24 protein-coding genes and 1 pseudogene are annotated in these 25,109 nt (G+C 29.1%); 13 read left to right on the top strand and 12 right to left on the bottom strand.

Translation table 11 applies throughout. The features are described 5' to 3' along the window. Positions 1-6 precede the first annotated feature (6 nt). Positions 7-1,374: a Trk system potassium transporter TrkA gene (trkA, locus tag BUA86_RS06835; RefSeq protein WP_072931070.1), complete on the top strand. Its 1,368-nt coding sequence runs from the start codon at positions 7-9 to the stop codon at positions 1,372-1,374. Next, complete coding sequence (locus BUA86_RS06840; RefSeq protein WP_072931090.1) at positions 1,374-2,915, top strand: TrkH family potassium uptake protein; 1,542 nt, start codon at positions 1,374-1,376, stop codon at positions 2,913-2,915. Before trkA ends, BUA86_RS06840 begins: the two co-directional genes overlap by 1 nt. Here the strand turns inward: BUA86_RS06840 and BUA86_RS06845 are convergent. Then, a complete protein-coding gene (locus BUA86_RS06845) occupies positions 2,912-3,892 on the bottom strand; it encodes a glycosyltransferase family protein (protein ID WP_072931092.1) in 981 nt (326 codons plus the stop codon). The genes BUA86_RS06840 and BUA86_RS06845 overlap by 4 nt on opposite strands. Further along, positions 3,893-4,717, bottom strand: coding sequence for a UDP-2,3-diacylglucosamine diphosphatase (locus tag BUA86_RS06850; protein WP_072931094.1), 825 nt, complete (start codon positions 4,715-4,717; stop codon positions 3,893-3,895). 91 nt (positions 4,718-4,808) lie between these two features. On the opposite strand from BUA86_RS06850, the gene BUA86_RS06855 reads away from it, so the two are divergent. Continuing rightward, the gene (locus tag BUA86_RS06855) at positions 4,809-5,021 is read left to right on the top strand and encodes a heavy-metal-associated domain-containing protein (protein ID WP_072931096.1); all 213 of its coding nucleotides are present in this window, start codon (positions 4,809-4,811) and stop codon (positions 5,019-5,021) included. A gap of 259 nt (positions 5,022-5,280) precedes the next feature. Here the strand turns inward: BUA86_RS06855 and BUA86_RS06860 are convergent, their stop codons facing one another. Together BUA86_RS06860 and BUA86_RS06865 are read right to left on the bottom strand one after the other, a co-directional pair. Continuing rightward, positions 5,281-5,841: a TlpA family protein disulfide reductase gene (locus tag BUA86_RS06860; RefSeq protein ID WP_072931098.1), complete on the bottom strand. Its 561-nt coding sequence runs from the start codon at positions 5,839-5,841 to the stop codon at positions 5,281-5,283. A 29-nt stretch (positions 5,842-5,870) separates the two neighbouring features. Then, complete coding sequence (locus BUA86_RS06865) at positions 5,871-6,464, bottom strand: thioredoxin family protein (protein WP_072931100.1); 594 nt, start codon at positions 6,462-6,464, stop codon at positions 5,871-5,873. A 110-nt stretch (positions 6,465-6,574) separates the two neighbouring features. On the opposite strand from BUA86_RS06865, the gene recG reads away from it, so the two are divergent. The 5 genes and pseudogenes from recG (at position 6,575) to BUA86_RS15955 (ending at position 12,793) form a co-directional block, all read left to right on the top strand. After that, a complete protein-coding gene (gene recG, locus BUA86_RS06870) occupies positions 6,575-8,680 on the top strand; it encodes an ATP-dependent DNA helicase RecG (RefSeq protein WP_072931102.1) in 2,106 nt (701 codons plus the stop codon). A gap of 227 nt (positions 8,681-8,907) precedes the next feature. Then, positions 8,908-9,777, top strand: a complete 870-nt coding sequence (locus tag BUA86_RS06875; RefSeq protein WP_072931104.1) for a heme/hemin ABC transporter substrate-binding protein — start codon at positions 8,908-8,910, stop codon at positions 9,775-9,777. A 161-nt stretch (positions 9,778-9,938) separates the two neighbouring features. Further along, positions 9,939-10,970 (top strand): FecCD family ABC transporter permease, encoded by a 1,032-nt coding sequence (locus BUA86_RS06880; protein ID WP_072931106.1) that lies wholly within the window; start codon positions 9,939-9,941, stop codon positions 10,968-10,970. Further along, positions 10,970-11,674, top strand: a pseudogene (locus BUA86_RS15950) (ABC transporter ATP-binding protein); the annotation flags it as partial. The gene BUA86_RS06880 and the pseudogene BUA86_RS15950, both read left to right, overlap by 1 nt. Positions 11,675-11,755: 81 nt before the next feature. Then, positions 11,756-12,793 carry a hemin-degrading factor gene (locus tag BUA86_RS15955; protein WP_083580324.1) on the top strand — a complete coding sequence of 346 codons (1,038 nt, stop codon included), beginning with the start codon at positions 11,756-11,758 and terminating at the stop codon, positions 12,791-12,793. Between the two features lie 73 nt (positions 12,794-12,866). Here BUA86_RS15955 and BUA86_RS06890 read toward each other — a convergent pair whose 3' ends face one another. Further along, positions 12,867-13,511 (bottom strand): MarR family winged helix-turn-helix transcriptional regulator, encoded by a 645-nt coding sequence (locus BUA86_RS06890; protein WP_072931109.1) that lies wholly within the window; start codon positions 13,509-13,511, stop codon positions 12,867-12,869. 85 nt (positions 13,512-13,596) lie between these two features. Beyond that, positions 13,597-14,508, bottom strand: a complete 912-nt coding sequence (locus BUA86_RS06895) for a DUF808 domain-containing protein (RefSeq protein ID WP_072931112.1) — start codon at positions 14,506-14,508, stop codon at positions 13,597-13,599. Positions 14,509-14,645: 137 nt separating this feature from the next. Here BUA86_RS06895 and BUA86_RS06900 point away from each other — a divergent pair, with 137 nt between their 5' ends. Further along, positions 14,646-15,374: an AAA family ATPase gene (locus BUA86_RS06900; protein ID WP_072931478.1), complete on the top strand. Its 729-nt coding sequence runs from the start codon at positions 14,646-14,648 to the stop codon at positions 15,372-15,374. Next, complete coding sequence (locus BUA86_RS06905; RefSeq protein WP_072931114.1) at positions 15,364-15,855, top strand: GNAT family N-acetyltransferase; 492 nt, start codon at positions 15,364-15,366, stop codon at positions 15,853-15,855. The genes BUA86_RS06900 and BUA86_RS06905 overlap by 11 nt, the downstream gene beginning before the upstream one ends. Here the strand turns inward: BUA86_RS06905 and BUA86_RS06910 are convergent. Next, complete coding sequence (locus BUA86_RS06910) at positions 15,847-16,479, bottom strand: TetR/AcrR family transcriptional regulator (RefSeq protein ID WP_072931116.1); 633 nt, start codon at positions 16,477-16,479, stop codon at positions 15,847-15,849. The two genes, BUA86_RS06905 and BUA86_RS06910, sit on opposite strands and share 9 nt — an antisense overlap. 309 nt (positions 16,480-16,788) lie before the next feature. On the opposite strand from BUA86_RS06910, the gene BUA86_RS06915 reads away from it, so the two are divergent. The 3 genes from BUA86_RS06915 (at position 16,789) to BUA86_RS06925 (ending at position 19,688) form a co-directional block, all read left to right on the top strand. Then, positions 16,789-18,072 (top strand): MFS transporter, encoded by a 1,284-nt coding sequence (locus BUA86_RS06915; RefSeq protein ID WP_072931118.1) that lies wholly within the window; start codon positions 16,789-16,791, stop codon positions 18,070-18,072. A gap of 203 nt (positions 18,073-18,275) precedes the next feature. Beyond that, positions 18,276-18,824: a DUF4303 domain-containing protein gene (locus BUA86_RS06920; RefSeq protein ID WP_072931120.1), complete on the top strand. Its 549-nt coding sequence runs from the start codon at positions 18,276-18,278 to the stop codon at positions 18,822-18,824. A gap of 93 nt (positions 18,825-18,917) precedes the next feature. Further along, complete coding sequence (locus BUA86_RS06925; protein ID WP_072931121.1) at positions 18,918-19,688, top strand: tetratricopeptide repeat protein; 771 nt, start codon at positions 18,918-18,920, stop codon at positions 19,686-19,688. Positions 19,689-19,741: 53 nt separating this feature from the next. Here the strand turns inward: BUA86_RS06925 and BUA86_RS06930 are convergent, their stop codons facing one another. From BUA86_RS06930 to BUA86_RS06950, 5 genes are all read right to left on the bottom strand, one after another. After that, on the bottom strand, positions 19,742-20,086 hold the full coding sequence (locus BUA86_RS06930) for a S8 family serine peptidase (RefSeq protein ID WP_072931123.1): 345 nt from the start codon (positions 20,084-20,086) through the stop codon (positions 19,742-19,744). An 11-nt stretch (positions 20,087-20,097) separates the two neighbouring features. Beyond that, on the bottom strand, positions 20,098-21,039 hold the full coding sequence (ctlX, locus tag BUA86_RS06935) for a citrulline utilization hydrolase CtlX (RefSeq protein ID WP_072931125.1): 942 nt from the start codon (positions 21,037-21,039) through the stop codon (positions 20,098-20,100). Position 21,040: 1 nt separating this feature from the next. Beyond that, positions 21,041-21,955 (bottom strand): dimethylarginine dimethylaminohydrolase family protein, encoded by a 915-nt coding sequence (locus BUA86_RS06940; RefSeq protein ID WP_072931127.1) that lies wholly within the window; start codon positions 21,953-21,955, stop codon positions 21,041-21,043. 79 nt (positions 21,956-22,034) lie between these two features. Next, positions 22,035-23,012, bottom strand: a complete 978-nt coding sequence (locus BUA86_RS06945) for an amidohydrolase family protein (RefSeq protein ID WP_072931128.1) — start codon at positions 23,010-23,012, stop codon at positions 22,035-22,037. Between the two features lie 974 nt (positions 23,013-23,986). Then, on the bottom strand, positions 23,987-25,033 hold the full coding sequence (locus BUA86_RS06950) for a phytase (RefSeq protein ID WP_072931130.1): 1,047 nt from the start codon (positions 25,031-25,033) through the stop codon (positions 23,987-23,989). Positions 25,034-25,109: the final 76 nt, after the last annotated feature.

A 25,109-nucleotide genomic window follows, 5' to 3' on the forward strand; every position in this document is an offset into this window, starting at 1 on the left:
TTCTCTATGAGAATTATTATTGGAGGTGCTGGTGAAGTTGGGTTTCATTTAGCTAAATTATTGTCTAATGAAATGAATGACATTGTCATTATAGACATGGACAAAGATAAATTAGCTATCATCGAAAATTCATTAGATGTAATGGCTTTTCGTGGCGATGTTACATCTTTTAAATCTTTAAGAGAAGCAGGCGTTGATGATGCTGATATGTTTATCTCTGTTACGCATTTACAGAATACCAACATAACGAGCGCATCTATTGCAAAAGATTTGGGTGCAAAAAGAACTTTAGCTCGAATTTCTAATCCAGAGTTTTTACACAAAGAAAATCAGTTCTGGTTTCAGAAAATGGGAATTGATGCTTTAATTAGTCCAGAAAAATTAGCGGCTGACGAAATTTACTCGTTAGTACAACAATCTGCTTTTAATACTATGCATCCTTTTGCTGGTGGACAATTATATTTAGTTGGAACAACCTTGGACGAAGATTGCAAAATTTTGGATAAGCAATACAAGGACATGTATTTAACGACAAAAGGCGGAGATGAAAATCTTTTTACGCCGATTGCAATTATGAGAAGTAATGAACGCGGAGAATATAAAACAATTATTCCCGAACCAGATACAGACTTCCGAATAAATGATCATGTTTACTTTATTGTAAAGAAAGCTGGTATTCTAGAGATTTATAAAATACTGGGTAAAAAACAAGAATATTTTAAGAATGTAATTATTCTTGGAGGTGGAAGTATTGGTGTAAAAACATCTAAATTATTAAAAGAAAACAAACACAATATAAAGCTTATAGAGATTGACCGTAATAAAGCTTTTGACTTAGCTGATGAATTTAATAATATATTGATTATCAATGGAGACGGAAGAGATGGTGAACTATTACTTGAAGAGGGAATTTCTGATTCTGATGCATTTATTGCTGTAACAGGAAGTTCAGAAACCAATATTATGTCGTGTCTTTTAGCAAAATCTAAAGGTGTAAAAAAGACCATTGCTTTAGTAGAAAATATAGATTATATACATCTTAGTCAAGAAGTTGGAATTAATGCTTTAATCAACAAAAAATTACTAACTGCCGATAGTATTTTCCGTTACATTAGACAAGGTTCTGTAATGAATGTTACTGGTATTTCCGATTTAGATGCAGAAGTTTTAGAATTTAGAATACACGAAAACTCTACAATTGCACATAAACAAGTAAGCGATTTTCCTTTCGAAGAAGATGCAGCAATTGCTGGTATTGTTCGTAAAAATGATGGTTTTATTCCTACAAAAGATTTTATTATTCTACCAAATGATCATGTTGTTGTGTTTAGTCAAGCCAATTTAATCTCAAAAGTGACCAAATATTTTAAATAATGAAATCACTTAACATCAAAGTTATTCTCAACCTTTCTGGTGTCTTATTATTATTAAATGCTTTATTTATGTTTATTGCAACATGCGTAAGTGTTTATTTTGAAGACCACCTATCTTATCCTTTCTTACTTTCTGGAACTATTGTAGGATTGGGAGGATTAATTATGATGTACTTTACAAGAGACAGAAGAAAGCATATTAATAAAAGAGAAGGATATATTGTTGTTTGTGTTGGTTGGTTATTTCTTATTATATCTGGATGTTTACCTTATGTAACCTCACTATTTTTTTTACCAAACGATCATATCATTTCAGAAAATTTTAGTGTTGTAAATATTGTTTACGAAACTGTTTCTGGGTATACTGCAACAGGAACGTCCATTTACGATAATGTAGAAAGTTTACCTAAAAGTATTTTATTTTGGAGAAGTACCACAAATTGGATTGGTGGTATGGGAATCATTGTTTTAACTATTGCTATTTTACCTTTCTTAGGAATTGGAGGACGACAATTGTTTATGGCAGAGGCGCCTGGAATACATACAGATAAAATACATCCTCGAATTACAGAAACAGCTAAAAATCTTTGGTTGGTTTATTTGGGATTAACTCTATTTTTTGCGGCATTATTATATTTTGGAGGAATGAATTTGTTTGATGCTGCAAATCATTCTATGAGTGTAATTGCAACAGCTGGTTTTTCGACTAAAAACGCAGGTATTATGTATTGGAATAACAATATTTTTATTCAGTACGTTTTAATAGTTATGATGTTTTTAGGAGGAACAAACTTCGCCTTAATTTACTTAATGGTTAAAGGTCAATTTAAAAAAATATGGAAGAATGAAGAATTTAGATGGTGGGTTTGGTTAATTGCCGGAATTAGCTTCATCGTTTTTATTGCATTATTTTATGTTGTTTATCCTAACTATTCCACAGAAGTCTATTCTTGGAGTAACTTAGAACATTCCTTTAGAAGCTCTCTATTTCATGTAATTTCTATTGCTTCTACAACTGCTTTAGCCATGGAAGATTATACGAGTTGGCTAAGTGTTACAACACTTATTTTCTTTGCTCTATTTTTTATTGGTGGATCTGCAGGTTCTACTTCTGGTGGAATTACAGTTATAAGACACGTCATTTTATTAAAAAATAGTTGGGTTGAGTTTAAGCGTATTTTACACCCAAATGCTATAATACCTGTTCGTTATAATAATCGTTCATTAAATCAATCCATTGTATTCCATGTAATGGCATTTTTTGTTATGTTTATGATAACTTGGATTGCTAGCTCTATATTATTTGGCTTACTTAATTATGGTGTAACCATGAGCTTCCAAAATATCTTAACGTCACTTACTATTACAGCTTCAACATTAGGAAATGTTGGACCAGGACTTGGCGAATATGGACCAGGAACTTCTATGAATTCTTTATCGGAAGGTGCAAAATTATTATGCAGCTTCTTAATGATTTTAGGACGATTAGAACTATTTACAATTCTTATTTTATTTACACCTTCTTTCTGGAAAAATAACTAATCAATTAAAGAATGATGATGGAAAATATAATCAATAATTTCTTCTGATTGATCTGGAAAATCTCTTAGAACTAATTTTGAAGAATCTACCCATTTCTGAATTTTATCTATTTCTAAATCTAAAGAGTAGTCCACTCCTATTCTTTTTAAGGCTTCACAATTACATAATTGTTCATATTGTCCTTTTATAGGAATTACAAAAAGTTTCTTGTTAAGAAATAAGCTTTCAGCAGGTAATTCAAAACCAGCTCCACATAAAACGCCTGTACAATTCTCTAAAGATTTAATGAATAATCTTTCGTCAACTGGATAAACCTCTACATTAAATTGTTTGAAAGATTCGCTAGCAAATGGAGAAAAAACTTTCCAATTTGCTTCTTTTATTGCAGATAGTTTCTCTATTATTTCGTTTGGATGATAACTTGGTAAATAAACCAAATTAAAATCTTGTTGTTTTGGATTTAATGCTCTGATTTTATCTCTAATAATTGGTAAAAAAATAGAATCGTTATATTCTTCGAAATGAAAACCATAATTAGAAGAAGTTGGCGCATAATATTTTATAATTGTTTCACCAGCTTTATTCTTTACTTTAGGCGTTTCATCAAACAATAAAGAAGCCTGATGACTTAAACCAATAATTTCTTTCTTTTTCTTTCTTGCAGCATGTGCAGTAATAGGCTCAAAATCATTAATAATTACATCATACTTTTCTATTGGAAATTGTTTTACCTCATTCCAAAAAGATTTAAAACTATTCTCTCTTAAGATTCTTTTATAAGAAACCTTTCCCATCTGATTGTAAAACAATGATAATCCTTTATGATGAGAGAAATTAAAATCATCTAAAGACAATTGAGAGTTAGATCCACTTACAAAAACATCTAATTCTCCATAGTTTTCTAAAATAGGTAACATTTTTTGCGCTCTTGCCAAATGACCATTTCCTGTTCCTTGTAATGCGTATAGTATTTTCATTTACTTATTGTTTAAAATAGAACCAATTAACTCGTCAATTGAATAATTAAATTCAATTTCTTCTAAATTCTGCATCAATTCTTTTTCGTGTTCATCAAAATAGAAAATAGACCAATTATCATCTACTAATTCTAGTGCTGATAAGTTTTCTATCCAATCTCCGGAATTCATATAAATACAACTTCCCTTTTCTGTTGTTACTTCTCGTAATTGTGGTTGATGAATATGTCCACAAATAACATGATCGTATTGATTTTCTATTGCTAATTCTGCCGCTGTTTGTTCAAAATCATTAATATGTTTTACAGCTTTTTTTACAGAATTTTTTATTTTTTGTGATAATGAATAACGTTCCCTTCCAAAGAATTCTAAACATTTATTAATTACATAGTTTAACTGTATTAATTTATCATAACCCCAGCCACCTAATTTTGCAATCCATTTAGAATGCTGTATCGAAGCGTCAAAAACATCTCCATGAAAAATCCATGACACTTTATTTTGATGCTTCAACATGTATTTGTCTGTTAAGAGAATATTACCAAAATTCATAGAAGTAAATTTTCGCAATAATTCGTCATGATTTCCTGTTATATAAACAATTGGAACTCCTTTTTCTGAAAGACTAAATAAATAACGAATAATTTGAAGATGACTTTCTGGAAAATAACTTTTCTTAAAGTTCCAAATATCTATAATATCTCCATTTAGAATAACCTTTTTTGGATTAATAGATTGTAAGTAAGCTAACAATTCTTGTGCTTTACAACCAAAGGTTCCTAAGTGTATATCTGAAATAATTACTACATCTAGATTACGCTTCATAGATTTTTGTTTAAATTTATTACTCAAATATTACTTGAATGTTTTTTAAATCTTACGAAATGTTTATAAATTTGAGTCTAAATTGTAAACTATGAGTGAATTAAAATTCAAAACAAATATAAATTGTGACAACTGTATCAAGTCTGTGAAACCGTTTCTAGATGAAGCAGTTGGAGAAAACAATTGGAAAGTTGACACGGCTGATGTTAGGAAAGTGTTAACTGTAACAACTACAGAAGATGCAGAAGAAGTTGTAGAAGCAGTTACAGATGCTGGTTTTAAAATTCAGAAATTAGAAGAATAAAACACAGTTTTAAAATAAGAAAAGGTTAGAATTAAATAATTCTAACCTTTTCTGTTATATAATATTACTTTTAACTCTGTTTTCGTTCTCTATACAAAATTCTAAACGAATTTAACTCGGAATGACGGATTAGAAATAATAACAAAGAAGACTGATAAAATAAAAAAATCCCTCCAAATTTTATTGAAGGGATTTTATATTTTCGAGCCTTATTACGCTTAAGTAAGAGTATAAGAAATATACATTTTACAACAAATAATTATTCAGCTATCAATTTATCTAATAAATCATTAATCTCTTTATCGTTCCAATCTCTTGTTTTAATCTCCTTTAAAACAACTTGTCCCTTTTTATTTAAAATATACGTTGTCGGAAAAACACGTGGTAAAATATTATTAGAAAGTGGACTACTTGGTTCGTAAACTGGCATTGTGTAGTTATTCTTTTCTAGAAAAGCATTAAAAACTTTTGGCTTATCTTGAATAGCAATCAAAACAAATTTTACTTTTTGTCCTTTCGCCTCATATAATTTCTGAATTGTTGGCATTTCAGCAACACAAGGAGGACACCAACTTCCCCAAAAGTTTAGAAAGATAACTTCTCCACTATTTTTAAAATCTAATAGATTCGTATTTTTTGCGCCATTATGTCCAATTAAATCAATATCATAATCACTTTCAGATAATTCAACATCCATTCCAGCAACATGACTATCATCTTCAATTTTACTTTTCAAAAAAGTACCAATTGGTGTAAACATAATCGCAACTAAAGCTATTACTACAGTAACTGCAAAAATAATCTGTTTATTTTTTTTCATCGTATTAAGAAATTATGTTCAACTAATTTTTAGTTCTCAACATTTTCATCAATCAAATCTAAAACCTCATTTACAATATCTTCTCCTTTATTTTTATTGTAATAAACTTGTAAGTCTTCATGAAATTCTTCACTAGAATAAATATCTGGATTATTCTTAAACTTCGCTAATAATTCCATTCCATAAGCTGGTCTTGGTCCAAAAGTAAATAACTCCTCTCCTTCTTCAGAAACAGCAACAATAATTGGAATAGAAATAGAACCGTTTGTTTTATAATTTTCCATTAATCCCATATTCTCATCTCTCAAAACATATTTTGTTTCAACAGACAAAGCATTAGCTAATTTCTCTACTACAGGAACAATTTGAGATGCATCTCCACACCAACCTTCTGTAATAATTAAAAACTTGAAATTATTGTTTGTTTCTTTAACTCTTTTTTCTTGTACAGGTGTTAATTTAAATGTTTTAAAAACACGATTCATTCTTTGTAAACCTAAAGCATAATATTGTACATAATCTTTCGGATCATCTACTTCTATCTCTGCTTCTAATCTATCTTCAACATCTGTAATATATTGTTCGTAATTAAATCCTTTATCGAAATATTCTAACAAGTTCATTTTTGTAAATTTTTATACAAATATAACTTATTTTATCCAACATTTTTTGTGATTAACGTGACATTGTTTGTCGCTAAATTTTGTTAAATTGCGACAATCATTCGAGAAAAATGTACCAAAATCCATTAAAAAAAACAATAGAATATCTGAAAGGTGCTGGACCTGAAAGAGCTAAAGCGCTACAAAGTGAATTTGGTATATTTCGCTATGAGGATTTATTACAGCATTTTCCGTTTCGATATGTAGATAAATCAAAATTTTATAAAGTTTCTGAAATATCTTCTACTGATGCTGAAATACAATTAAAAGGAAAAATTGTAGAATTAGAAGAAATTAATCAAGGAAAAGTAAAACGATTAAAAGGAAAGTTTCAAGACACTTCTGGAACCTTAGAATTGGTTTGGTTTAAGATTTCTACTTGGCAAAAGGATAAACTAAAATCAGATTTATTTAAAGAGATTGTTATCTATGGAAAACCAAGTGTTTTTAATGGGACATATAGTATTACACATCCAGAAATAGAACTTATTGAAGATGCTAAAAGTGTTTCTCTTGGTTTGTTTCCAGTATATCCAAGTACAGAAAAATTAACTAAAAGAGGAATTACAAACCGCGTAATGCAGAAAATGATGCAAAATCTTTTTGCAGAAAATATTGCTATTGCAGAAAACTTACCCGAAAATGTATTGGATCATTTTAAATTAATTGGTAGAAATGAAGCGCTAAAAGCCATTCATTTTCCGAAAGATTTAAACGAATTAAATGCAGCAGTACGTAGATTAAAATTTGAAGAATTTTTCTTTCTAAATTTAGCTAATCTATCACAGAAAGCTGTTAATAAACAGAAAAATAAAAGTAATCCTTTTCCTATTATCGGAGATTATTTTAATACTTTCTACAACGAATATTTGCCTTTCGAATTAACGAATGCGCAAAAACGTGTGATTAAAGAAATAAGAACAGATTTACGACAACCTGCACAAATGAATCGTTTATTGCAAGGTGACGTAGGTTCTGGAAAAACAATGGTTGCATTATTAACGATGCTAATCGCTATAGATAATGGCTTTCAGGCAGCTTTAATTGCTCCTACCGAAATTCTTGCACAACAACATTTTGAAAGTATAACTGAATTATTAAATGATTTAGACGTTAGTGTAAAGCTATTAACTGGTTCTGTAACAAAAAAGAAACGTCAACCCATATTAGAAGATTTGGAAAGTGGAGAACTTAAAATTATTGTAGGAACTCATGCTTTATTAGAAGATAACGTCGTCTTTAAAAATTTAGGTTTAGCTGTTATTGATGAACAACATCGTTTTGGTGTTGCACAAAGAGCTAAATTTTGGAGAAAAGCTACTTTGCCACCACACGTTTTGGTAATGACTGCAACGCCAATTCCTAGAACTTTGTCTATGACAATGTATGGAGATTTAGATGTTTCTGTTATTGATGAATTACCAAAAGGAAGAAAACCTATTAAGACCGTTCATAAAACTGATGCTTATAGATTGAGTGTTTTTAAATTTATAAAAGACGAAATAGCAAAGGGACGTCAAATTTATATTGTTTATCCATTGATTGAAGAATCTGATAAATTAGAGTTAAAAGATTTAATGGATGGATACGAAAGTATTTCGCGTGCATTTCCTTTACCAGAATATGCAATTAGTATTGTACACGGAAGACAAAAGCCAGCAGACAAAGAGTTTGAAATGAATCGTTTTAAAAACAATGAAACACAAATTTTGGTTGCCACAACTGTTATTGAAGTTGGTGTAAATGTTCCAAATGCGTCTGTGATGATTATAGAAAATTCTGAGCGTTTTGGATTATCTCAATTGCATCAATTACGTGGACGAGTTGGTAGAGGTGCAGAACAATCTTTTTGTATTTTAATGACGGGTAAAAAATTAAATGATGTTTCTCGTCGTCGTATACAAACGATGTGCGAAACCAACGATGGCTTTAAAGTTGCCGAAGTAGATTTAGAGTTACGTGGACCAGGCGATATGATGGGAACACAACAAAGTGGTGTTTTAAATTTTAAAATTGCAGATTTAGCCAAAGACAAAGAGATTCTTTATGCTGCTAGAAAATGCGTTGAAAAAATTTTAGAATACGACCCTACTCTTTCTTTACCTATAAATATTCCAACTAAAAACTTCTTTTTAGAAAACCATAAAGATAAGGTTGGTTGGAGCCAGATTTCTTAATAAATAGCTTTTTAATTCACGCTATATACTACTTCTCTATTTTAGAGAATACATCTTGCTTTACATTCTGTAAAGTGCCAATTCTATTCACAAAAAATCAAAACAAATACTTTAAATTACTATAAATAAATCTATTGAACTTTTATTTAAAATTAATCTAAATAAAATTGCTAAAGTGAATCTTTTTAGTAATATTTGCATTTTAATTTAGACTTAATACAAATAAAATGAAAAAACTATTTATTTCCTCTGCTATCCTTGTTTTACTTGCTAGTTGCAATAACAAAGATTCTAAAACTGAAGTCAAATCTGAACCAACAACAGAAGTTGCTGTTTCTAATGAAAAAATTGTGTCTTTAAATGGAGCTATCACAGAAACATTAGCCGATTTAGGTTATGAAAACAATTTAGTTGGTGTTGATGTTACAAGTACATATCCTGCGACTGTAAAAGAAAAAGCAAAAGACTTAGGGCACGTTCGTTCGTTATCTATAGAGTCTGTTTTAGCATTAAAACCAACAAAAGTTTATGCTACAGATAAAGATGTGACTACAGAACAAATTGCACAATTAAAAAGCGCTGGAATTGGTGTTGAAATAATTAAACAAGATTTCTCTGTAGAAGGGACTAAAGAATTAGTTAAAACAATCGCTTCATCATTAAAAAATACAAATTATGAAGCTATCAATACAAAAATTGATACAGATTTAAAAGGTTTAAAACCATTAGCTACTAAACCAAAAGTATTATTCATTTATGCGCGTGGAGCTGGAACATTAATGGTTGCAGGTAAAAATACGCCAATGGAAAAAATTATCGGAATTGCTGGTGCAGAAAATGCTATTACAGAATTTGATGATTTTAAACCATTAACACCAGAAGCTGTTGTAAAAAGCAATCCAGATTATATTTTAATGTTCGATAGTGGTTTACAAAGTATTGGTGGTGTAGATGGTGTTTTAAAACTAGAAGGTGTTTCATCTACAACTGCTGGTAAAAACAAAAAAATTATTGCAATGGACGGACAATTGGTTTCAGGTTTTGGACCAAGAGTTGGTGAAGCTGCAGTACAATTAAATCAATTATTACAAAAATAATTATTGAAGTTGTTTAAACTTTTTTAATGACTATAAATTTGTTTTATACATCATGTCATTCTGAGCTTGTCGAAGAATAATAAATTCGATAGGCTCAATATGACAAATCAATGTAAACTAATCAGTTTAAACAATTTTATTACAAAAAACTATAATTATACATGTATCCGCAAATTAAAATTCATCTTTCATTACTTAGTTTAGTAATATTTATTATGGCTGGTATTGCACTTTTTTTAGGTGTTTACCAATTTAATGATTCTATTTTATCTATAATAAATAATGCTATTTCTAATAAAAGTGCTATTAACGAAAGTGATTTTTATGTTTTATTCGAATTAAGATTGCCACGCATTATAATGGCTATTTTAGTTGGTTCTGGATTAGCCGTTGCAGGAACTTGCTTACAAGGAATTTTTAAAAATCCTTTGGCATCTCCTGATTTAATTGGTGTAACATCTGGAAGTATTTTATTTGCTGCAGTTACAATTGTATTAGGAGGATATATCAAAAATTTTGTCCCAGAAATTATTCATTACTCATTACTTAGTATAATGGCATTCGTAGGAGCTATGTGCTCTACCGTTTTTGTCTATAAAATTTCTTCTCATCAACATAAAACTAATGTAACAATACTGTTACTTGCCGGTGTTGCAATTTCTGCACTTTGTGGAGCAGCAACTGGATTACTAACTTATCTATCAACTGAAGAAGAACTACGAAACTTGACATTCTGGACATTAGGTAGCATTGCAAGTGCCAACTGGGACAAAATTTTAATTTTAAGTGTTGTTATTGTTGTAAGTTTTTTCTTTTTAATACGAAAAGGAAAAATATTAAATGCAATGATGCTTGGAGAAAAAGATGCAGAGCATCTTGGAATTAATGTTGAAAAAACGAAGAAACAAATCATTATTTTTTCTGCATTGTTAGTAGGAACAATTGTTGCTTTTTCAGGAACTATAGGATTTGTAGGATTAATTGTTCCTTATATTTTGAGATTAATTTTTAAATCTAATTATGTTATCATTCTACCATTATCTGCATTTTTAGGTGCAATTTTGGTAATTGTTGCTGACACAATTAGTAGAACTGTTGTTGCTCCATCAGAAATTCCAATTGGAATTTTAACTTCGTTAATGGGCGCTCCGGTATTTATATCTATTTTAATGAATTATAAAAAATCATTGTAATGTTAACGGTAGAAAAAATTAATTATCAGCACAAATCCTTCAAAATTTTAGAGGATATTTCATTTGATTCTGACTCAGGAAAGATAATTGCTATCGTTGGTCCTAACGGAGCAGGGAAATCTTCTTTACTTAGTTATATTGCAAATGAAATTGAACCAAAGAAGAACGAAATACAGTTTAAAAAAATTCTCTTAAAAAACTGGAAAAAAGAAGATTTATCTCAACATAAAGCGAAGTTTTCTCAACATCAACCAGCAGATATTCCGCTTACGGTTGAAGAAGTTGTCTTAATGGGACGTTACCCCTATTTTGATCATCAACCGCAAAAAAATGATACAAATGCAATAGAATTATGGATGAATAAAACCAATATTTCTCATTTAAAAAATAGAGAATATATCCATCTTTCTGGAGGAGAAAAACAACGTGTACATTTAGCTCGTATTTTTTCTCAATTGGATAATAATCATCAGCAAAAATTAATCTTGTTAGATGAACCATTAAACAACCTAGATGTTTCTCATCAATTTAATTTATTAGAGACTTTAGTAGAGTTAAAACAAAAAGAAAACCTGATTATATTGGTTATTCATGATCTTAATTTGGCTGCACAGTTTGCAGATGAAGTTATTTTAATGGATAAAGGAAAAATTGTACTAAAAGATTTACCCGAAAATGTATTTAAACCAGATATCATATCTAAGATTTATAAATTTCCGTGTACAATTTGTAAAAATCCGCTCGATCAGAAACCACTTATTTTATTTGGAAAAAAAACAATCACAATGAATACAATCACAGATTTAAAAAAACAATGGGATGATTTGAAAGCAAATCAACCAAAAATTAGAATTCGTAACGCTGCAAAAGAATTAGGTGTTAGCGAAATGGAATTATTAGCAACAGATTTAGGTAATGGTGTTACAAAACTAAAACCAGAACATGCTGCTATTTTACAAGAAATAGAGTCTTTAGGAAAAGTAATGGCACTTACACGTAACAACGAATGTGTACATGAAAGAAAGGGTATTTATTTAAATCCAGATTTTTCTTCTCCTCATGCACAACTATTTGTTGGTGAAGATATTGATATGCGTATTTTCTTAACGCATTGGAAAACTGCTTTTGCTGTTGTTGAAAGCTCAGAACATGGTGAACGTAAAAGTTTACAATTTTTTGGAAAAGATGGAGAAGCTATTCATAAAATATACTTAGTTCCACAAAGTAATACAGAAGCATTTGATGCATTGGTAGAAAAATACAAAGATGCTGATCAAACAACAATTCCTGCTACAGAAAAAGTAGAAAATAATGTAACAGAAAAACCAGATTCTGAAATTGATGTTGAAGGTTTCCAACAATCTTGGATAGATTTAAAAGATACACACAATTTCTTTACTATGTTACGTAAATATGGGGTTACAAGAACGCAGGCTTTACGTTTAGCTCCAACAGATTATCATGCAAAACAAATTAACAAAGATAGTATTGTTAAAATGTTAGAGAAAGCTGCTGAAACAGAAACTCCGATAATGGTTTTTACTGGAAACAAAGGAAATATCCAAATCCACACTGGTAATATAAAACGTACAATGTGGCATGAAAACTGGTTTAATATTTTAGATCCAGATTTTAATATGCACTTAGATATGGATAAAATTGCAACATCTTGGATTGTAAGAAAACCTACAGAAGATGGTATTGTAACTGCAATAGAAGTATTTAATGATAAGGGAGAAATAATCGTTCAATTCTTTGGAAAAAGAAAACCAGGAATTGCAGAATTAGAGCAATGGAGAGAGATTGTTGCTGAACTTAATTAAAAAAGAAAACTCCAACAGATTCTTTATATTTTTTATAACTAAAAAACGTGATCAAATTTTGACCACGTTTTTTTTATTTCTTCAATAATTCGTTAGCGTAAGCTAGTAAATCGTCTGGGTTTTTATTTTCATGATAAATTGGTAAATGAAACTCATCTAGTTTCTTTAGCAGTCCAATTAATCTTAATTTTTCATCTTCAGTTAATCTTCCAGCAACGACAGAAGTTGCAGTTCTTATCTTTTCCATATTCTCTTCTAGAACTTTCTCTCCTTCGTTTGTCAAAGAAATTAATTTACTTCGCTTATCAACTTCGTCATCAATCTGATTTATCCAACCATTAGAAATAAGTCTATTTATAATCTGAATTCCTGGAGATTTTTCATGAATATTTCTCTTTATCAGATCACTTTTTTTCATAGGACCTACAGCTCTAAGATTAATTAAATAAATAAAATCCTCTTGAGATACAAATTTGGTTTTATGAATAACTGATTTTGAATATGTTTTTGCATACCTGTTAAGATGTACAATAAGGGTATTAATTATGCTGTCTGCCGATCTCCCATCATCTTTTCCTTCCCAACTTACATTCCTGTAAGAAGTATCATTCATTAACCATGATTTATAAGAAGCAAAATCCTTTGAGCCATTTTCGCCAACAGAATTTTCAAACTCTTCAATACTTGTAATTACGTCTTTTAATAATTTATATTTCATAATCTTTAAAAATCACACAATTATCTATTAATACAAATATAATTATTTTTCGAATTATATTAATTTTAAAAATTGTATCAAAATGCTAAGCTGTTTGTTTTTTTCCAAATAGTTTTTTAAATATAGTAACAATTAATACCACTAATAATCCTGCTATTAATCCTATAAGAGCTTCACTAATAAATGAAGGGATTGTAGTTGGTAAATGATGATGGATATATGCTATATTATGAACAAATATTCCTCCTGAAACTAAAAGTAAAGCAATAGTTCCTACAACACTTAAAATTTTAATTACACTTGGTAAAGCTTTAACTAAGAAGTGTCCTAATTTAGAAAGAAAACCTTTATCATTTGATGCTTTTATTAATTTAAAACCAGCGTCGTCCATACGCACTATTAATGCTACAATACCATAAACACCTATTGTTGCAATAATTGATACGATAGATACTGTAACAATTTCTACAAGGAAAGGATCATATTCAGATTTTAAAGTTGCATATCCAGTTTTTGCCGCTGCAAGGGCAATAATAACAATCTCTACAGAAAGTATAAAATCCGTAATAATTGCTGATTTTACTTTTTCTTTTTCAGCAACTTCTGGTTTCTCAGAAACATTTACTTCTTTTTCTTTTATAACCTCATGTCCTTTTTTAGGACGATGGAATAAAAACTCTATAATTTTCTCTACACCTTCGTAAGCCAAATAAAAACCTCCGAAAATTAAAACTATTGTAATTGCTGGTGAGTATAACCATTCTAACAAAAATACAAAAGGAACAATAATTAATTTATTGATAAAAGATCCTTTCATTATTTTCATTAAAACAGGCAATTCTCTTGATGATAAAAAGCCAGTAGCTTTTTCTGCATTCACTGCTAAATCATCTCCTAAAATTCCTGCTGTTTTTTGTGTGGCAATTTTACTTGTTACTGCTACATCATCCATTAAAGCTGCAATATCATCTAATATCGCAAATATTCCTGAAGCCATATAATTCCTATCCTAAAACCGATTAAGATGTAAAAGTATAAAATAATGTTAAAATTCAAAGAAAAATAAAACAAGGTTTTAATCATTTATTTAAATAGTTTAAAATGTTTAATTTTGATACAGCGAAGTATACAACTATGAATATTTACGATTTAATTGTAGATGATAAAGAGAAAATTTATCTGGATGATGTTTTATTGGATGATGAAAATCTAATACAAATACAACAGCTCATCAAAGAATATCAGTTTATTGATGAGTTAAGTCATTATAATCTACCAGTTAACAACAAAATATTATTACATGGATATTCTGGCTGTGGAAAAACAACCACAGCAAAAGCTATTGCGCAAGAAATAGGAAAACCTATTTTAATTCTTAATTTAAGTAACATTGTATCCTCTCGAATTGGAGAAACTTCTCAGAATATTCGTATGTTATTTGATAAAGCTACTCGAGAAAAAGCTATTTTATTTTTAGATGAGTTTGATCAAATTGGAAAAGCGAGAGGAAATGATGATAAAGATGTAGGCGAAATGCGCAGATTAGTAAACACTGTTATTCAGTTAATAGATTACTTACCACAAAATTCTATATTAATTGCAGCTACAAATCATCCACATATACTAGATGTTGCTTTGCTAAGAAGATTTCAATTAAAAATAGATTTCAAATTACCATCTTCCACTCTACTCGATCAGTATTATGATAAAATCATGAGTAATTTACCAACTGATATTAAAGATATAGATAGAAAATATTCCATTTCTTTTGCCGAAGCCAAAGATTATGCACTTACACTTGCTAAATCTAAACTTATCGCAAAATTAGAACGAGCAAAAAAATTAGAAACAAATGGAGAATGATTTGTTATATCTAAGAGAGCTTACGGTATATGATGCTGATCGTTTATTCGAAATATACTCGAATAAAGAAGCCATGAAATATCGTGAAACAAAACCAATGTACACCATAAAAGATGCTTATAAAATGCTTGATTATGAAAAAGAAGCAAAAAAAGCTGGTTATGAATATCGTTTTGCTATAATCGAAAAAATACATGACAATTTAATAGGTACAATAATGTATCAGCCATTAAAGAAAAAAGCAATTATTGGTTATTCTATAGATGAGAAGTTTTGGAACAAAGGTTTTGCTTCTTCTGTGGTAGAATTATTATTAAAAATTTTAAAATTGAAAGGCTTTGAAATAATTGAGGCGTGGGTTAAAAAAGAAAATATTGGTTCGTGTAAGGTTTTAGAAAAGAATGGGTTTAAAATGGTTTCACAGACGATTTATCCATCATCTTTTTTCTTTCAGAAAAGAATAGTTGAAAGTTTATTTTAAATTCTCATACGTTTGATCTACAATAAAAGATAAAGCTTCTTTTACTACTTGCCTACCATGTTCTGTCTTTAAATCTATTCCACAAAAAACACTTCCATTTAAAGTTGTATCAATTGTTAAGTGATAAATTCCAGAAACAGCAAGTGCCATAATTGCTCTAAATTTCTCTGCTTGGTCACCAAAATGAGGATCGGAAATTCCTTTAAAAAGCATTTCACCTGTCTCCTCTTGTGCTTCGATCATTTTTTTTAATGATTGTCTTTCTTCAGATAATCGCCAAATTAATACTTTCTGTAATTCGACACTACTTAAAAGATAATCAAATTGAGAATGTAACATTTCTTCAGTCATTTTTTTTCCACCATCAGAAATATCAATGTCAATATTCTCTTCTTTTACATTCATCCAGAAATCTGTAGTACTTATATATTCATCTATAAGTCCATCAATTCCTCCAAAATAAGTATAAATCATTTTTTTATCAACTCCAGCAACTTTCGCTATATCATTGATTTTTAAAGCGGCATATCCTCTGGTTTTAAGGATTTCACCTACAGCATCTAGAAATTTTTTCTTGCTACGTTCTTTGTTACGAATGCCTCCAGCAACAGCTTTTCTTTCCATATTCGTTTAGTAAGATACAAGTTTAATTAAAAAAAACGAGATTTTAAGACACTTGGTAGTGTTTTATCATTATATTTGCTGTGTCAAAAAGAGAAACCAATCAATTTATTATAGAGGTAATTCGCTCACCTCCTCAATTAACCGCCTAAACTTTTTTAAAATTTTTGACTTCTTCAATTATATATTCCCAAGAATTATAAAATATTTTAGTTAAATAAATTATTTCCTATACTTTAATATGAATACAAAAACATAACAATTATTTCTCGTATTTTTTCTTAAGTTTACTGCTTATACTATAAACATAATATGAATACGAAAGACAATACTAAATTAACTCGTGCTTGGATTTCTTATGATTGGGCAAATTCTGTTCATTCGCTAGTAATTGCTTCTGCAATTTTTCCCGTTTATTATTCTGCAATGACAACAAATGCAGACGATGAACCAATAAAATTTTTAGGTCTATTACCCGAATCTGCTTTCAATTTCTCATTAGCAATTGCTTTCTTTTTTGTAATAATATTCTCTCCTGTATTATCTTCTATTGCAGATTTAATTGGAAATAAAATAAAATTTCTTAGGTTCTTTTGTTACTTAGGATCTATATCTTGCGCTGGAATGTTCTTTTTTACATCAAGCGATTTAACCTGGTTAGCCTTATTATTAAATATAACTGGAAGTATTGGTTTTTGGGGAAGTTTAGTCTTTTACAACTCTTATTTACCAGAAATTGTTTCGGAAGAAAAAATGGACAAAGTTTCAGCTCAAGGTTACATGTTTGGTTACATAGGTTCTGTGTTATTATTAACGGTATGTTTGGCTATGATACAATTTGCACCAGAAGATAAACAAGCATTGTTTACACGTATCAGTTTCTTATTAACTGGAATTTGGTGGTTTGGATTTGGGCAAATTGCATTAAACAAATTACCTAACCATAAGTTCGATAAAATAATTCCAAAAGATATTATAAAATCTAGCTTCAATAATTTAAAGCATACATTTAGAGATCTTAATCAATATAAAAATATTAGAGTATTCTTATCTGGGTTCTTCTTTTATAGTTTAGCTATGCAAACCATTTTCTTAATGGCTGCCTTATTTGGTAGTTCAGAAATTGGAATGGAATCGTCAGAATTAATCATGACTATTCTTTTAATACAAATAGAAGCAGTAATTGGTGCTTGGCTATTTTCTTATCTTTCTGGTAAAATTGGAAATAAAAAGACATTATTAATAGGTATTTTTATTTGGATAATCACTTGTTTAATTGGGTATTTAATAAATAAGAATGATCCAAATGTAAAAACTCAATTTTATATAATGGCTGCAATGGTTGGTTTAGTAATGGGAGGTTTACAAGCATTATCTCGTTCTACTTATGCAAAATTATTACCACCTACAGAAGATACTACGACTTACTTTAGTTTTTACGATGTTTTTGAGAAGTTTGCTTTATTCTTAGGATTGATAATTTATGGTGTTTTAATAGAATATTCGGGCGGAATGAAAGCTTCTGCCTTAGCAATGGGTGTTTCTTTTGCTATTAGTTTTGTTATTCTTCTCTTTTATAAAATGGAAAAAAAATAAATTATAAAAAAAATCTCAATAATTAATTATTGAGATTTTTTTATGAACTAACTCTAAATAAAATCGTTAGAAAAACCTGTACAAACGATAATAAATTATTTAATAAACATTTACAAAAATTAATTTAACAATGTTTTAATATTTGTAGAATTTTATCTATTTTTCTGAAAAATTAATTTAGTATAAATATAATTTATAAATGAATGGATTTTAATGATTTCAAGAATAAACTAAAGCTCTCTACTAAACAAGCTTTTACCGAAGTTTATAACCAAAACCCAAAGGAAGAAATCTATGCTTTTGCATTGTGCAACAATGACGCTACAATTGCTATTCATCCTTCTTCAAATTCATCAGAATATTTAAATGATATTTCAGATGATGATGATTTTTTTTATTATAAATACGAGCCATCGGAATGGAAATTTGAACACCAAGGAGCTAAAAAATCATTTGAAGAAATTAATCAAATGTGTAAAGCTGTTGCAGATGAGCATGATAATGATGAAGATTGGTTTTATCATTTCCAAAATCAAATTAATGAGAAATGTATCGAGGTTTTAGAAGATCTAAAAAATGAAAACTTTTTTCGTGATGAAGCCGGAAAAGACATATTCTTAAATTTTTCTGTTATTGATGATGATATCAACAGAGAAAAACAAAGTGAAATTATCAGCCAATTAAATAATAATGAATTTAAAGATGATTATTTTGATTGGATGAAATCGTGGAAGAAAAAAAGAGCTTTGTAAAGCTCTTTTTTTATGCTCTTTTACTTCATATTTTCTTACTTCTATCAATTTAAGTTATCTTTACAGCTATTATAAAACATAAATAAAATTCTAATGGAATTCAATTTCACTAATACTTTAAAAGAGTTAAACAAAGAATATTCAGAAGAAAAAGCTTCAGAAGTTATAGAAGATTTATTGTACAATCCTACGGATTTATCTGATGAAGACCATGATATAATTGATAGTTTAGGAGATAAATTTTTACGCATTGCTGCGCAAATTTTTGTAGAAGATTTAGCTTATGATTTTAATACTTTGGTAAATTATTGGGAAGCTTTTATTGGACAATTAACAGAAGAACAATCTCAAAATTTATTAAATTTTGGAATCGAACAAACAGATGTTGATTTTGTAGAAGATTTTATTATTGGTTATCGTAAGTTTTATTCTAATCCAAACGAGAGTATCACCTTCTTTAATAAATTAAATGAAGATGAACTTTATGAGATAAAATTCTTTAAGGCTCGTTGTTATGAAGTTTTAGAAGACTACGAAAAAGCAATAGAAACGTATAAGAGTTATTTAGATTCTCCATACTTTAAAGTAGATGAGAATTTAGAGCAAGCGTCTGTAAATAGTTTTTATATTAATCACACTATTGCATCTCTTTATACTAAATTAAAACAATATGAAAATGCAAATATCTATTTTGATAAGATTTTAGGTGAAATGGATTTTAATGATTATTTAGATAATTTTGATGCTTCTACTAACCAAGAAATAAAAGTATTCTTAATGGATTATGTAGAGACTTTAGAACAATTGGGTATGCATGATAAAGCAAATGAAGTAGTAGAAAAAATTAGAACTTTTTTCTCTTAGAATAGATGAAATAAAAAAAAGTGTCTTATAAAAATTTATAAGACACTTTTTTTTTAATGTATTGTCATAATCTGATCGCGATTTACTTCTAAAATTCCTTTGATATTTTTTAAGTATTTCTCAGATTCTTCTAATGTTTTATTCTTAGGAATTGTAATGGCAGCACCATTAAGACTTTCATAATTATATTTTATTTCAGCCCCATATTTTTTAATCTCTTTAAATACAGATTCTTTGGCACTTGGTTCAAAATATATAATCAATGTATTCTTAGAATACTTACTTTCATTATTCTCTTTTTCTTCTTCAGCTAACGAATCTATTTTTTTAGAAACATGACACTGAATAGTAGTCATCGAAATTAATAGTAATGCAGGTATTAAAATTAATTTTTTCATGGTATATAATTTTAATTATTTTTCTGTAGAAAAACTTCAGCCATCATGCAACGAGCACTTCCTCCGCCTAATTTTTCTATCAAATCTATTTTTACAGGTAAAATAGGATTATAATTTTCTATTTTACTTTTCTGATCTTCTGTTAACGAGTTATAAGCAGTTTGTGACATTACTAAATAAGATTGTCCTAATCCACCAACTTGTAACATATTTCCAGCGAATTGATGCATTTGAGCTTCTGTTATTGGAATTATTTCTTTTCCAGATTCTAAAAGATACTCACATACATTTTTCTTTTCCTTTTTATCATCAATAGAATCTAAACATACAATTGCATATTTATCTGCAATACACATCATTACATTTGTATGATAAATTGGTTTACGCTGACCATCTACTGTTTGGTTTGCAGTAAAAACAACTGGTGTATATTCTAATTCTTCACAAAACTCTATTAATAACTCTTCGTCTGTTCTTTGTGAAATACAAGCAAATGCTAATTCGTTTTCTCTATCTAAAATAATACTGCCCGTTCCTTCTAAGAAAATCTCATCTTCTTCTGCCGATGTAAAATCAATTACATCATTAATTAAAAATCCTTTCTCTTCTAACAAACCAAGAACATCTTCTTCTCTACGCTCATCTCTCCTATTTTTTGCAAACATTGGATATAATACTACATTTCCGTCCGAATGAAAAGATATCCAATTGTTAGGAAAAATAGAATCTGGCGTATGAGGTGTTAATGTATCTTTTATCGTGATAACATTTACTCCTTTAGAGCGTAATGCAGAAACCATTCCATTAAATTCCTCTAATGCTTGCTGCTGAATTTCTTCTTGAGAAGCAGAAGTTTCTGTTTGAAAGTAATTGTTAACTGCTGTTTCTGGATTATAGTAAAAAGCAGTTGGCTCAACCATTAATATAGTTGAAGTATATTGTTTATTTTTCATCTTAATTTCTTATTAATGGCATTGTTGAACATCTAAATAATCCTCCCATTTTAGAGATATTCTGATAATTAATAGCCTCAACTTTAATTCCCCAAACATTTTCTAAATGAGCATTTAAACGTGTAAAATTTTTCTCAGAAACAACCACTTCAGGAGAAATAGAAAAAACATTTGGATTCATCCAAAACATTTCTTCTTTTGTAACTTCGAATAAATTATCTTTTCCAAAAATATCTACTAATTGTTGGTATTCTTCTTCAAATAAGAATCCATCTTTGTAAATAATAGCCTTGTCTTTTCCTACAGGATTAAATGTGCAATCTAAATGTAAAATACCTTCATATGGATTTTGATCATCTTTCTTTAATTCAAAATCTAAAACCGTTTTAGTAGGAAATTTTTTCTTGATATAATCTACAAACTCAACATTTGTTCTAGCAGTTTTAAATTGTCTAAAATCTGCTTGTTTGTATGTTCCTACAAAAATATAATCGTTATGTACAATAACATCTCCTCCTTCTACATAAACTTCTTCTGGTAAGATATTAATTTTACTTTGATCAAATTGATCTCTTATGGTTTGATAAGCTTCAACTTCTTCTAAACGATCTGGAATAATATTAGAGATAAAATACTCATCATCAATAACGAAACCTACATCTCTGGAAAAAACTTGATTACAATTTTCTATTAATGAAGGGCGTAAAACCTCAACATTATATTTTTTTAAAACCTCCTCAAATTCTTTTATTTCATTAACCAAGTCATCTTCTTTCGGATATTCATTTTTCTGAACAGTTTCATAAGATTTAGCATCAAATGTTTCATCAAGACTTGGAATATTCCCGTTTGATTCTGCCACTCCTAAAACAACCGTTTTTAATTGAGATGTTTCGTTTTGTATATGTAATTGCATAGATTGTTCTGGTATTAATAATGTTCATTTCAAAAAAAATCTCGCAAAAGCGAGATTTAATTTTGTATAAATATACATTTTATTTTTGAATTCCTAATGCTTTCAAGCCATTTACTGTTGCAATATTTGCTAATTGTTCTACGTCATAAAAGTGACACGACTCTAGCATTACACGCAATTCTGTTAATAGATGTCCATCAGAAAAAGGTTTGTAAATATCATTTATATTATCTGTTCCGAAAGCCACATTAATTCCTCTTGGAATCATTTCATCTACTGGTGTTACCGAATTGTGCGAAGGAGCTAAACGCTCTGTTCTATTATGATCTATCCAAGCTGTAGGACAAGAAACAATGTTCATGTCTGCTTTCTTAATTAAATCATATAATTCGTAACGGTATTTACGTGGATGTGCAGCAACTGAAATAGAATGTACAGCAGAAACTTTTCCTTGCATTCCATGTTCTATTGTTTTCAGCGCTAATTGTTCAGTTTCTTTTTCTTCGTCTGTATTAAACTGATCCACATGAACATGAACTAATTTATTTTTAGCTTTAGCAGTAGACATTAAAATATCTAAATGCTCCTCTTCTTTTCCGAAATCTTTTGCAGGTAAACCTCCAATAATATCAACAAAATCTGAAGACATATCAAACCATTCGCGCGCTTTAGGATCAATAACTCCTTTTAAAACTTGGTTCGCAAAACGCATTTCGATATCTTTTCCGTAATTATCTTTTAAACGTTGTGCTGCTTGTATACTACGATCTTCTATTACCTCATCAGCATCTATAAAAGAACCTATTGCTTGACAACCTTGCTCTAACATGAAGTTAATTGCCTTTTCCATACGGAAATAAATATCATCTACAGATGAATTACGTTTCATGTCATCTACTAAATGCCATTTCTCTTTTAAATAAGAATTTGATAACGAGAATGTGTCCGAAGTTAATGAATATGCTCTATCTAAGTGTGAATGTGTATTAACCCAACCCCCTTTTTCATTTATTAAATGTAAAACTTCTTCAATTGGATTAAAATTTTGCTTGTTCATCGTGAATTTGTTTGTTTTCGGGATGTAAAATTAACAAGATTATTCAACACAAATCAAGCTATATAATCTAAAATATTTCTGTAACTTTGTGCCTTTGTTACTTACCTCAACAAAAGAGACTTTTAGAGATTAAAAGTTCTTGTTTATTTTCCTTTCAACATCGCATTCTAAAATTTAAAAAATTACAACACAATTTTCTGTCAGTTCGAGTGATTTTTCGAAATGAAATGAAGAAAATTGTATCGAGAACTTAGATTAGAAAATTAATAAGCTGTCTTATTTCTCGATACAAAATTCTATCGAATTACACTCGAAATGACGGATTAGAAATAAACAAAAAAAAACTATTTTCTGTCAGTTCGAGTGGTTTTTCGAAATGCAATGAAGAAAAATTGTATCGAGAACTTAGATTAGAAAATTAATAAGCTGTCTTATTTCTCGATACAAAATTCTAAACGAATTTCACTCGAAATGACGGATTAGAAATAATCAAAAAAAAACTATTTTCTGTCTATTCGAGTGATTTTTCGAAATGAAATGAAGAAAAATTGTATCGAGAACTTAGACAAGAAAATTAATAAGCTGTCTTATTTCTCGATACAAAATTCTATCGAATTCCACTCGAAATGACGGATTAGAAATAATCAAAAAAAAACTATTTTCTGTCTGTTCGAGTGATTTTTCGAAATGAAATGAAGAAAAATTGTATCGAGAACTTAGACAAGAAAATCAATCCTTACTTATTTCTCGATATAAAATTTTAAACGAATTTCACTCGAAATGACAGTTTCACTATATGTTCTCGAAACAACATTTAGACTAAACTCAATGTGATAAGGATGACAAACAAAATACAATAAAGTACTTTGTTCTCTATACTTTTTACATTTTACAACTTACTCTGTACAACAAAAAAAGAGCATCCAACCTATTGAATACTCTTCTCTTTATTTTTTATTAAACTAAGAATTTAACTATTTAGCTTGTTTATCTATTTCAGCTTGAATAATTCTCCAATCATACAATTGAAAAGTCATTCCATTACTCATTGCAACAAAAAATCCTTTTGGAAAAGCAGAACCAAAATTAAAATTAACAGCATCTGCACCATCACATTCTACTGTAGAAACTGGAATTTTTGCAACTAATTCATGTTGATTTGCGTTTCCATTTGTTCCTTCTCTTTTGTAAACATTAAAATAATTTGCTTGCTGATCTGAAACTAAAATATAACCATCTGTATTTGATGTTTTATAAATAGCGATTCCCTCATGATCTCTCTTAAAATCTTTTTGTCCAAAGAAAGCCAACTCTTCATTTCCTTTTGTAGGATCAGCATAATACTTTCTTATACCAACAGTTTCGTCACTATAATAAATATAACCTAATTCTTGGTCTACAGCAATTGCTTCTATCTCTTTTTTCCCAGAATATTTTCCGAATTTACGAACCAATTTAGCTTCGATTTTCCCGTTGTTATCAGCTAATAAATACTGATGTAAATACCCTTCAGATGGTCCATCTTTACGTCCTACAATTGCATAAATTTTATCACCTTGTGTGTACATTGCAATTCCCATTGGGTCACGAATTTCTTCGTTTTCAAAAACATCAATTCCATCATTGTCGATTAATTTAAAATCTGGTAAAGAAACGATTCTTATTTTATGATTTGCTCTTTCTGTTGTTACAGCAATATCTATCTTTTTACCTTGATAAGAAAAACCATATGCTACGTCTACATTATTTGGACGATTTAAAGGCGTTATTTTATTAATAATTTCTCCTTTTAAATTGTAAGCATATAATCCTCCTACAGCTTCTTCCTTATCTGTTCCGATAACAATAGATTCGCTTGGGTTTTTATGATTAATCCAAATTGCAGGATCATCAGTGTCATTTGGTGTTGGTTGCGTTGTTACTGTTGGTTTTAAAGCGTCTTTAGGAATTGGCGCTAATTTAGAACTTGTACAAGCACTAAAAACAGTTAATATAGATAATGTGATGAATATTTTTTTCATTTTGTGTATGTATTGAAAAATCACTTTACAATCAAAACTGACCGTAAAGTGATTTATATTAATTGTAATTTAATGA

This window comes from Chishuiella changwenlii (assembly GCF_900142565.1).
Lineage (GTDB): Bacteria > Bacteroidota > Bacteroidia > Flavobacteriales > Weeksellaceae > Empedobacter > Empedobacter changwenlii.

Excerpts from the sequence above, each read along its gene's own strand:
- trkA (WP_072931070.1), top strand. The coding sequence starts at position 7 with ATGAGAATTATTATTGGAGGTGCTGGTGAAGTTGGGTTTCATTTAGCT.
- BUA86_RS06840 (WP_072931090.1), top strand. The coding sequence starts at position 1,374 with ATGAAATCACTTAACATCAAAGTTATTCTCAACCTTTCTGGTGTCTTA.
- BUA86_RS06845 (WP_072931092.1), bottom strand. The coding sequence starts at position 3,892 with ATGAAAATACTATACGCATTACAAGGAACAGGAAATGGTCATTTGGCA.
- BUA86_RS06850 (WP_072931094.1), bottom strand. The coding sequence starts at position 4,717 with ATGAAGCGTAATCTAGATGTAGTAATTATTTCAGATATACACTTAGGA.
- BUA86_RS06855 (WP_072931096.1), top strand. The coding sequence starts at position 4,809 with ATGAGTGAATTAAAATTCAAAACAAATATAAATTGTGACAACTGTATC.
- BUA86_RS06860 (WP_072931098.1), bottom strand. The coding sequence starts at position 5,841 with ATGAAAAAAAATAAACAGATTATTTTTGCAGTTACTGTAGTAATAGCT.
- BUA86_RS06865 (WP_072931100.1), bottom strand. The coding sequence starts at position 6,464 with ATGAACTTGTTAGAATATTTCGATAAAGGATTTAATTACGAACAATAT.
- recG (WP_072931102.1), top strand. The coding sequence starts at position 6,575 with ATGTACCAAAATCCATTAAAAAAAACAATAGAATATCTGAAAGGTGCT.
- BUA86_RS06875 (WP_072931104.1), top strand. The coding sequence starts at position 8,908 with ATGAAAAAACTATTTATTTCCTCTGCTATCCTTGTTTTACTTGCTAGT.
- BUA86_RS06880 (WP_072931106.1), top strand. The coding sequence starts at position 9,939 with ATGTATCCGCAAATTAAAATTCATCTTTCATTACTTAGTTTAGTAATA.
- BUA86_RS15955 (WP_083580324.1), top strand. The coding sequence starts at position 11,756 with ATGAATACAATCACAGATTTAAAAAAACAATGGGATGATTTGAAAGCA.
- BUA86_RS06890 (WP_072931109.1), bottom strand. The coding sequence starts at position 13,511 with ATGAAATATAAATTATTAAAAGACGTAATTACAAGTATTGAAGAGTTT.
- BUA86_RS06895 (WP_072931112.1), bottom strand. The coding sequence starts at position 14,508 with ATGGCTTCAGGAATATTTGCGATATTAGATGATATTGCAGCTTTAATG.
- BUA86_RS06900 (WP_072931478.1), top strand. The coding sequence starts at position 14,646 with ATGAATATTTACGATTTAATTGTAGATGATAAAGAGAAAATTTATCTG.
- BUA86_RS06905 (WP_072931114.1), top strand. The coding sequence starts at position 15,364 with ATGGAGAATGATTTGTTATATCTAAGAGAGCTTACGGTATATGATGCT.
- BUA86_RS06910 (WP_072931116.1), bottom strand. The coding sequence starts at position 16,479 with ATGGAAAGAAAAGCTGTTGCTGGAGGCATTCGTAACAAAGAACGTAGC.
- BUA86_RS06915 (WP_072931118.1), top strand. The coding sequence starts at position 16,789 with ATGAATACGAAAGACAATACTAAATTAACTCGTGCTTGGATTTCTTAT.
- BUA86_RS06920 (WP_072931120.1), top strand. The coding sequence starts at position 18,276 with ATGGATTTTAATGATTTCAAGAATAAACTAAAGCTCTCTACTAAACAA.
- BUA86_RS06925 (WP_072931121.1), top strand. The coding sequence starts at position 18,918 with ATGGAATTCAATTTCACTAATACTTTAAAAGAGTTAAACAAAGAATAT.
- BUA86_RS06930 (WP_072931123.1), bottom strand. The coding sequence starts at position 20,086 with ATGAAAAAATTAATTTTAATACCTGCATTACTATTAATTTCGATGACT.
- ctlX (WP_072931125.1), bottom strand. The coding sequence starts at position 21,039 with ATGAAAAATAAACAATATACTTCAACTATATTAATGGTTGAGCCAACT.
- BUA86_RS06940 (WP_072931127.1), bottom strand. The coding sequence starts at position 21,955 with ATGCAATTACATATACAAAACGAAACATCTCAATTAAAAACGGTTGTT.
- BUA86_RS06945 (WP_072931128.1), bottom strand. The coding sequence starts at position 23,012 with ATGAACAAGCAAAATTTTAATCCAATTGAAGAAGTTTTACATTTAATA.
- BUA86_RS06950 (WP_072931130.1), bottom strand. The coding sequence starts at position 25,033 with ATGAAAAAAATATTCATCACATTATCTATATTAACTGTTTTTAGTGCT.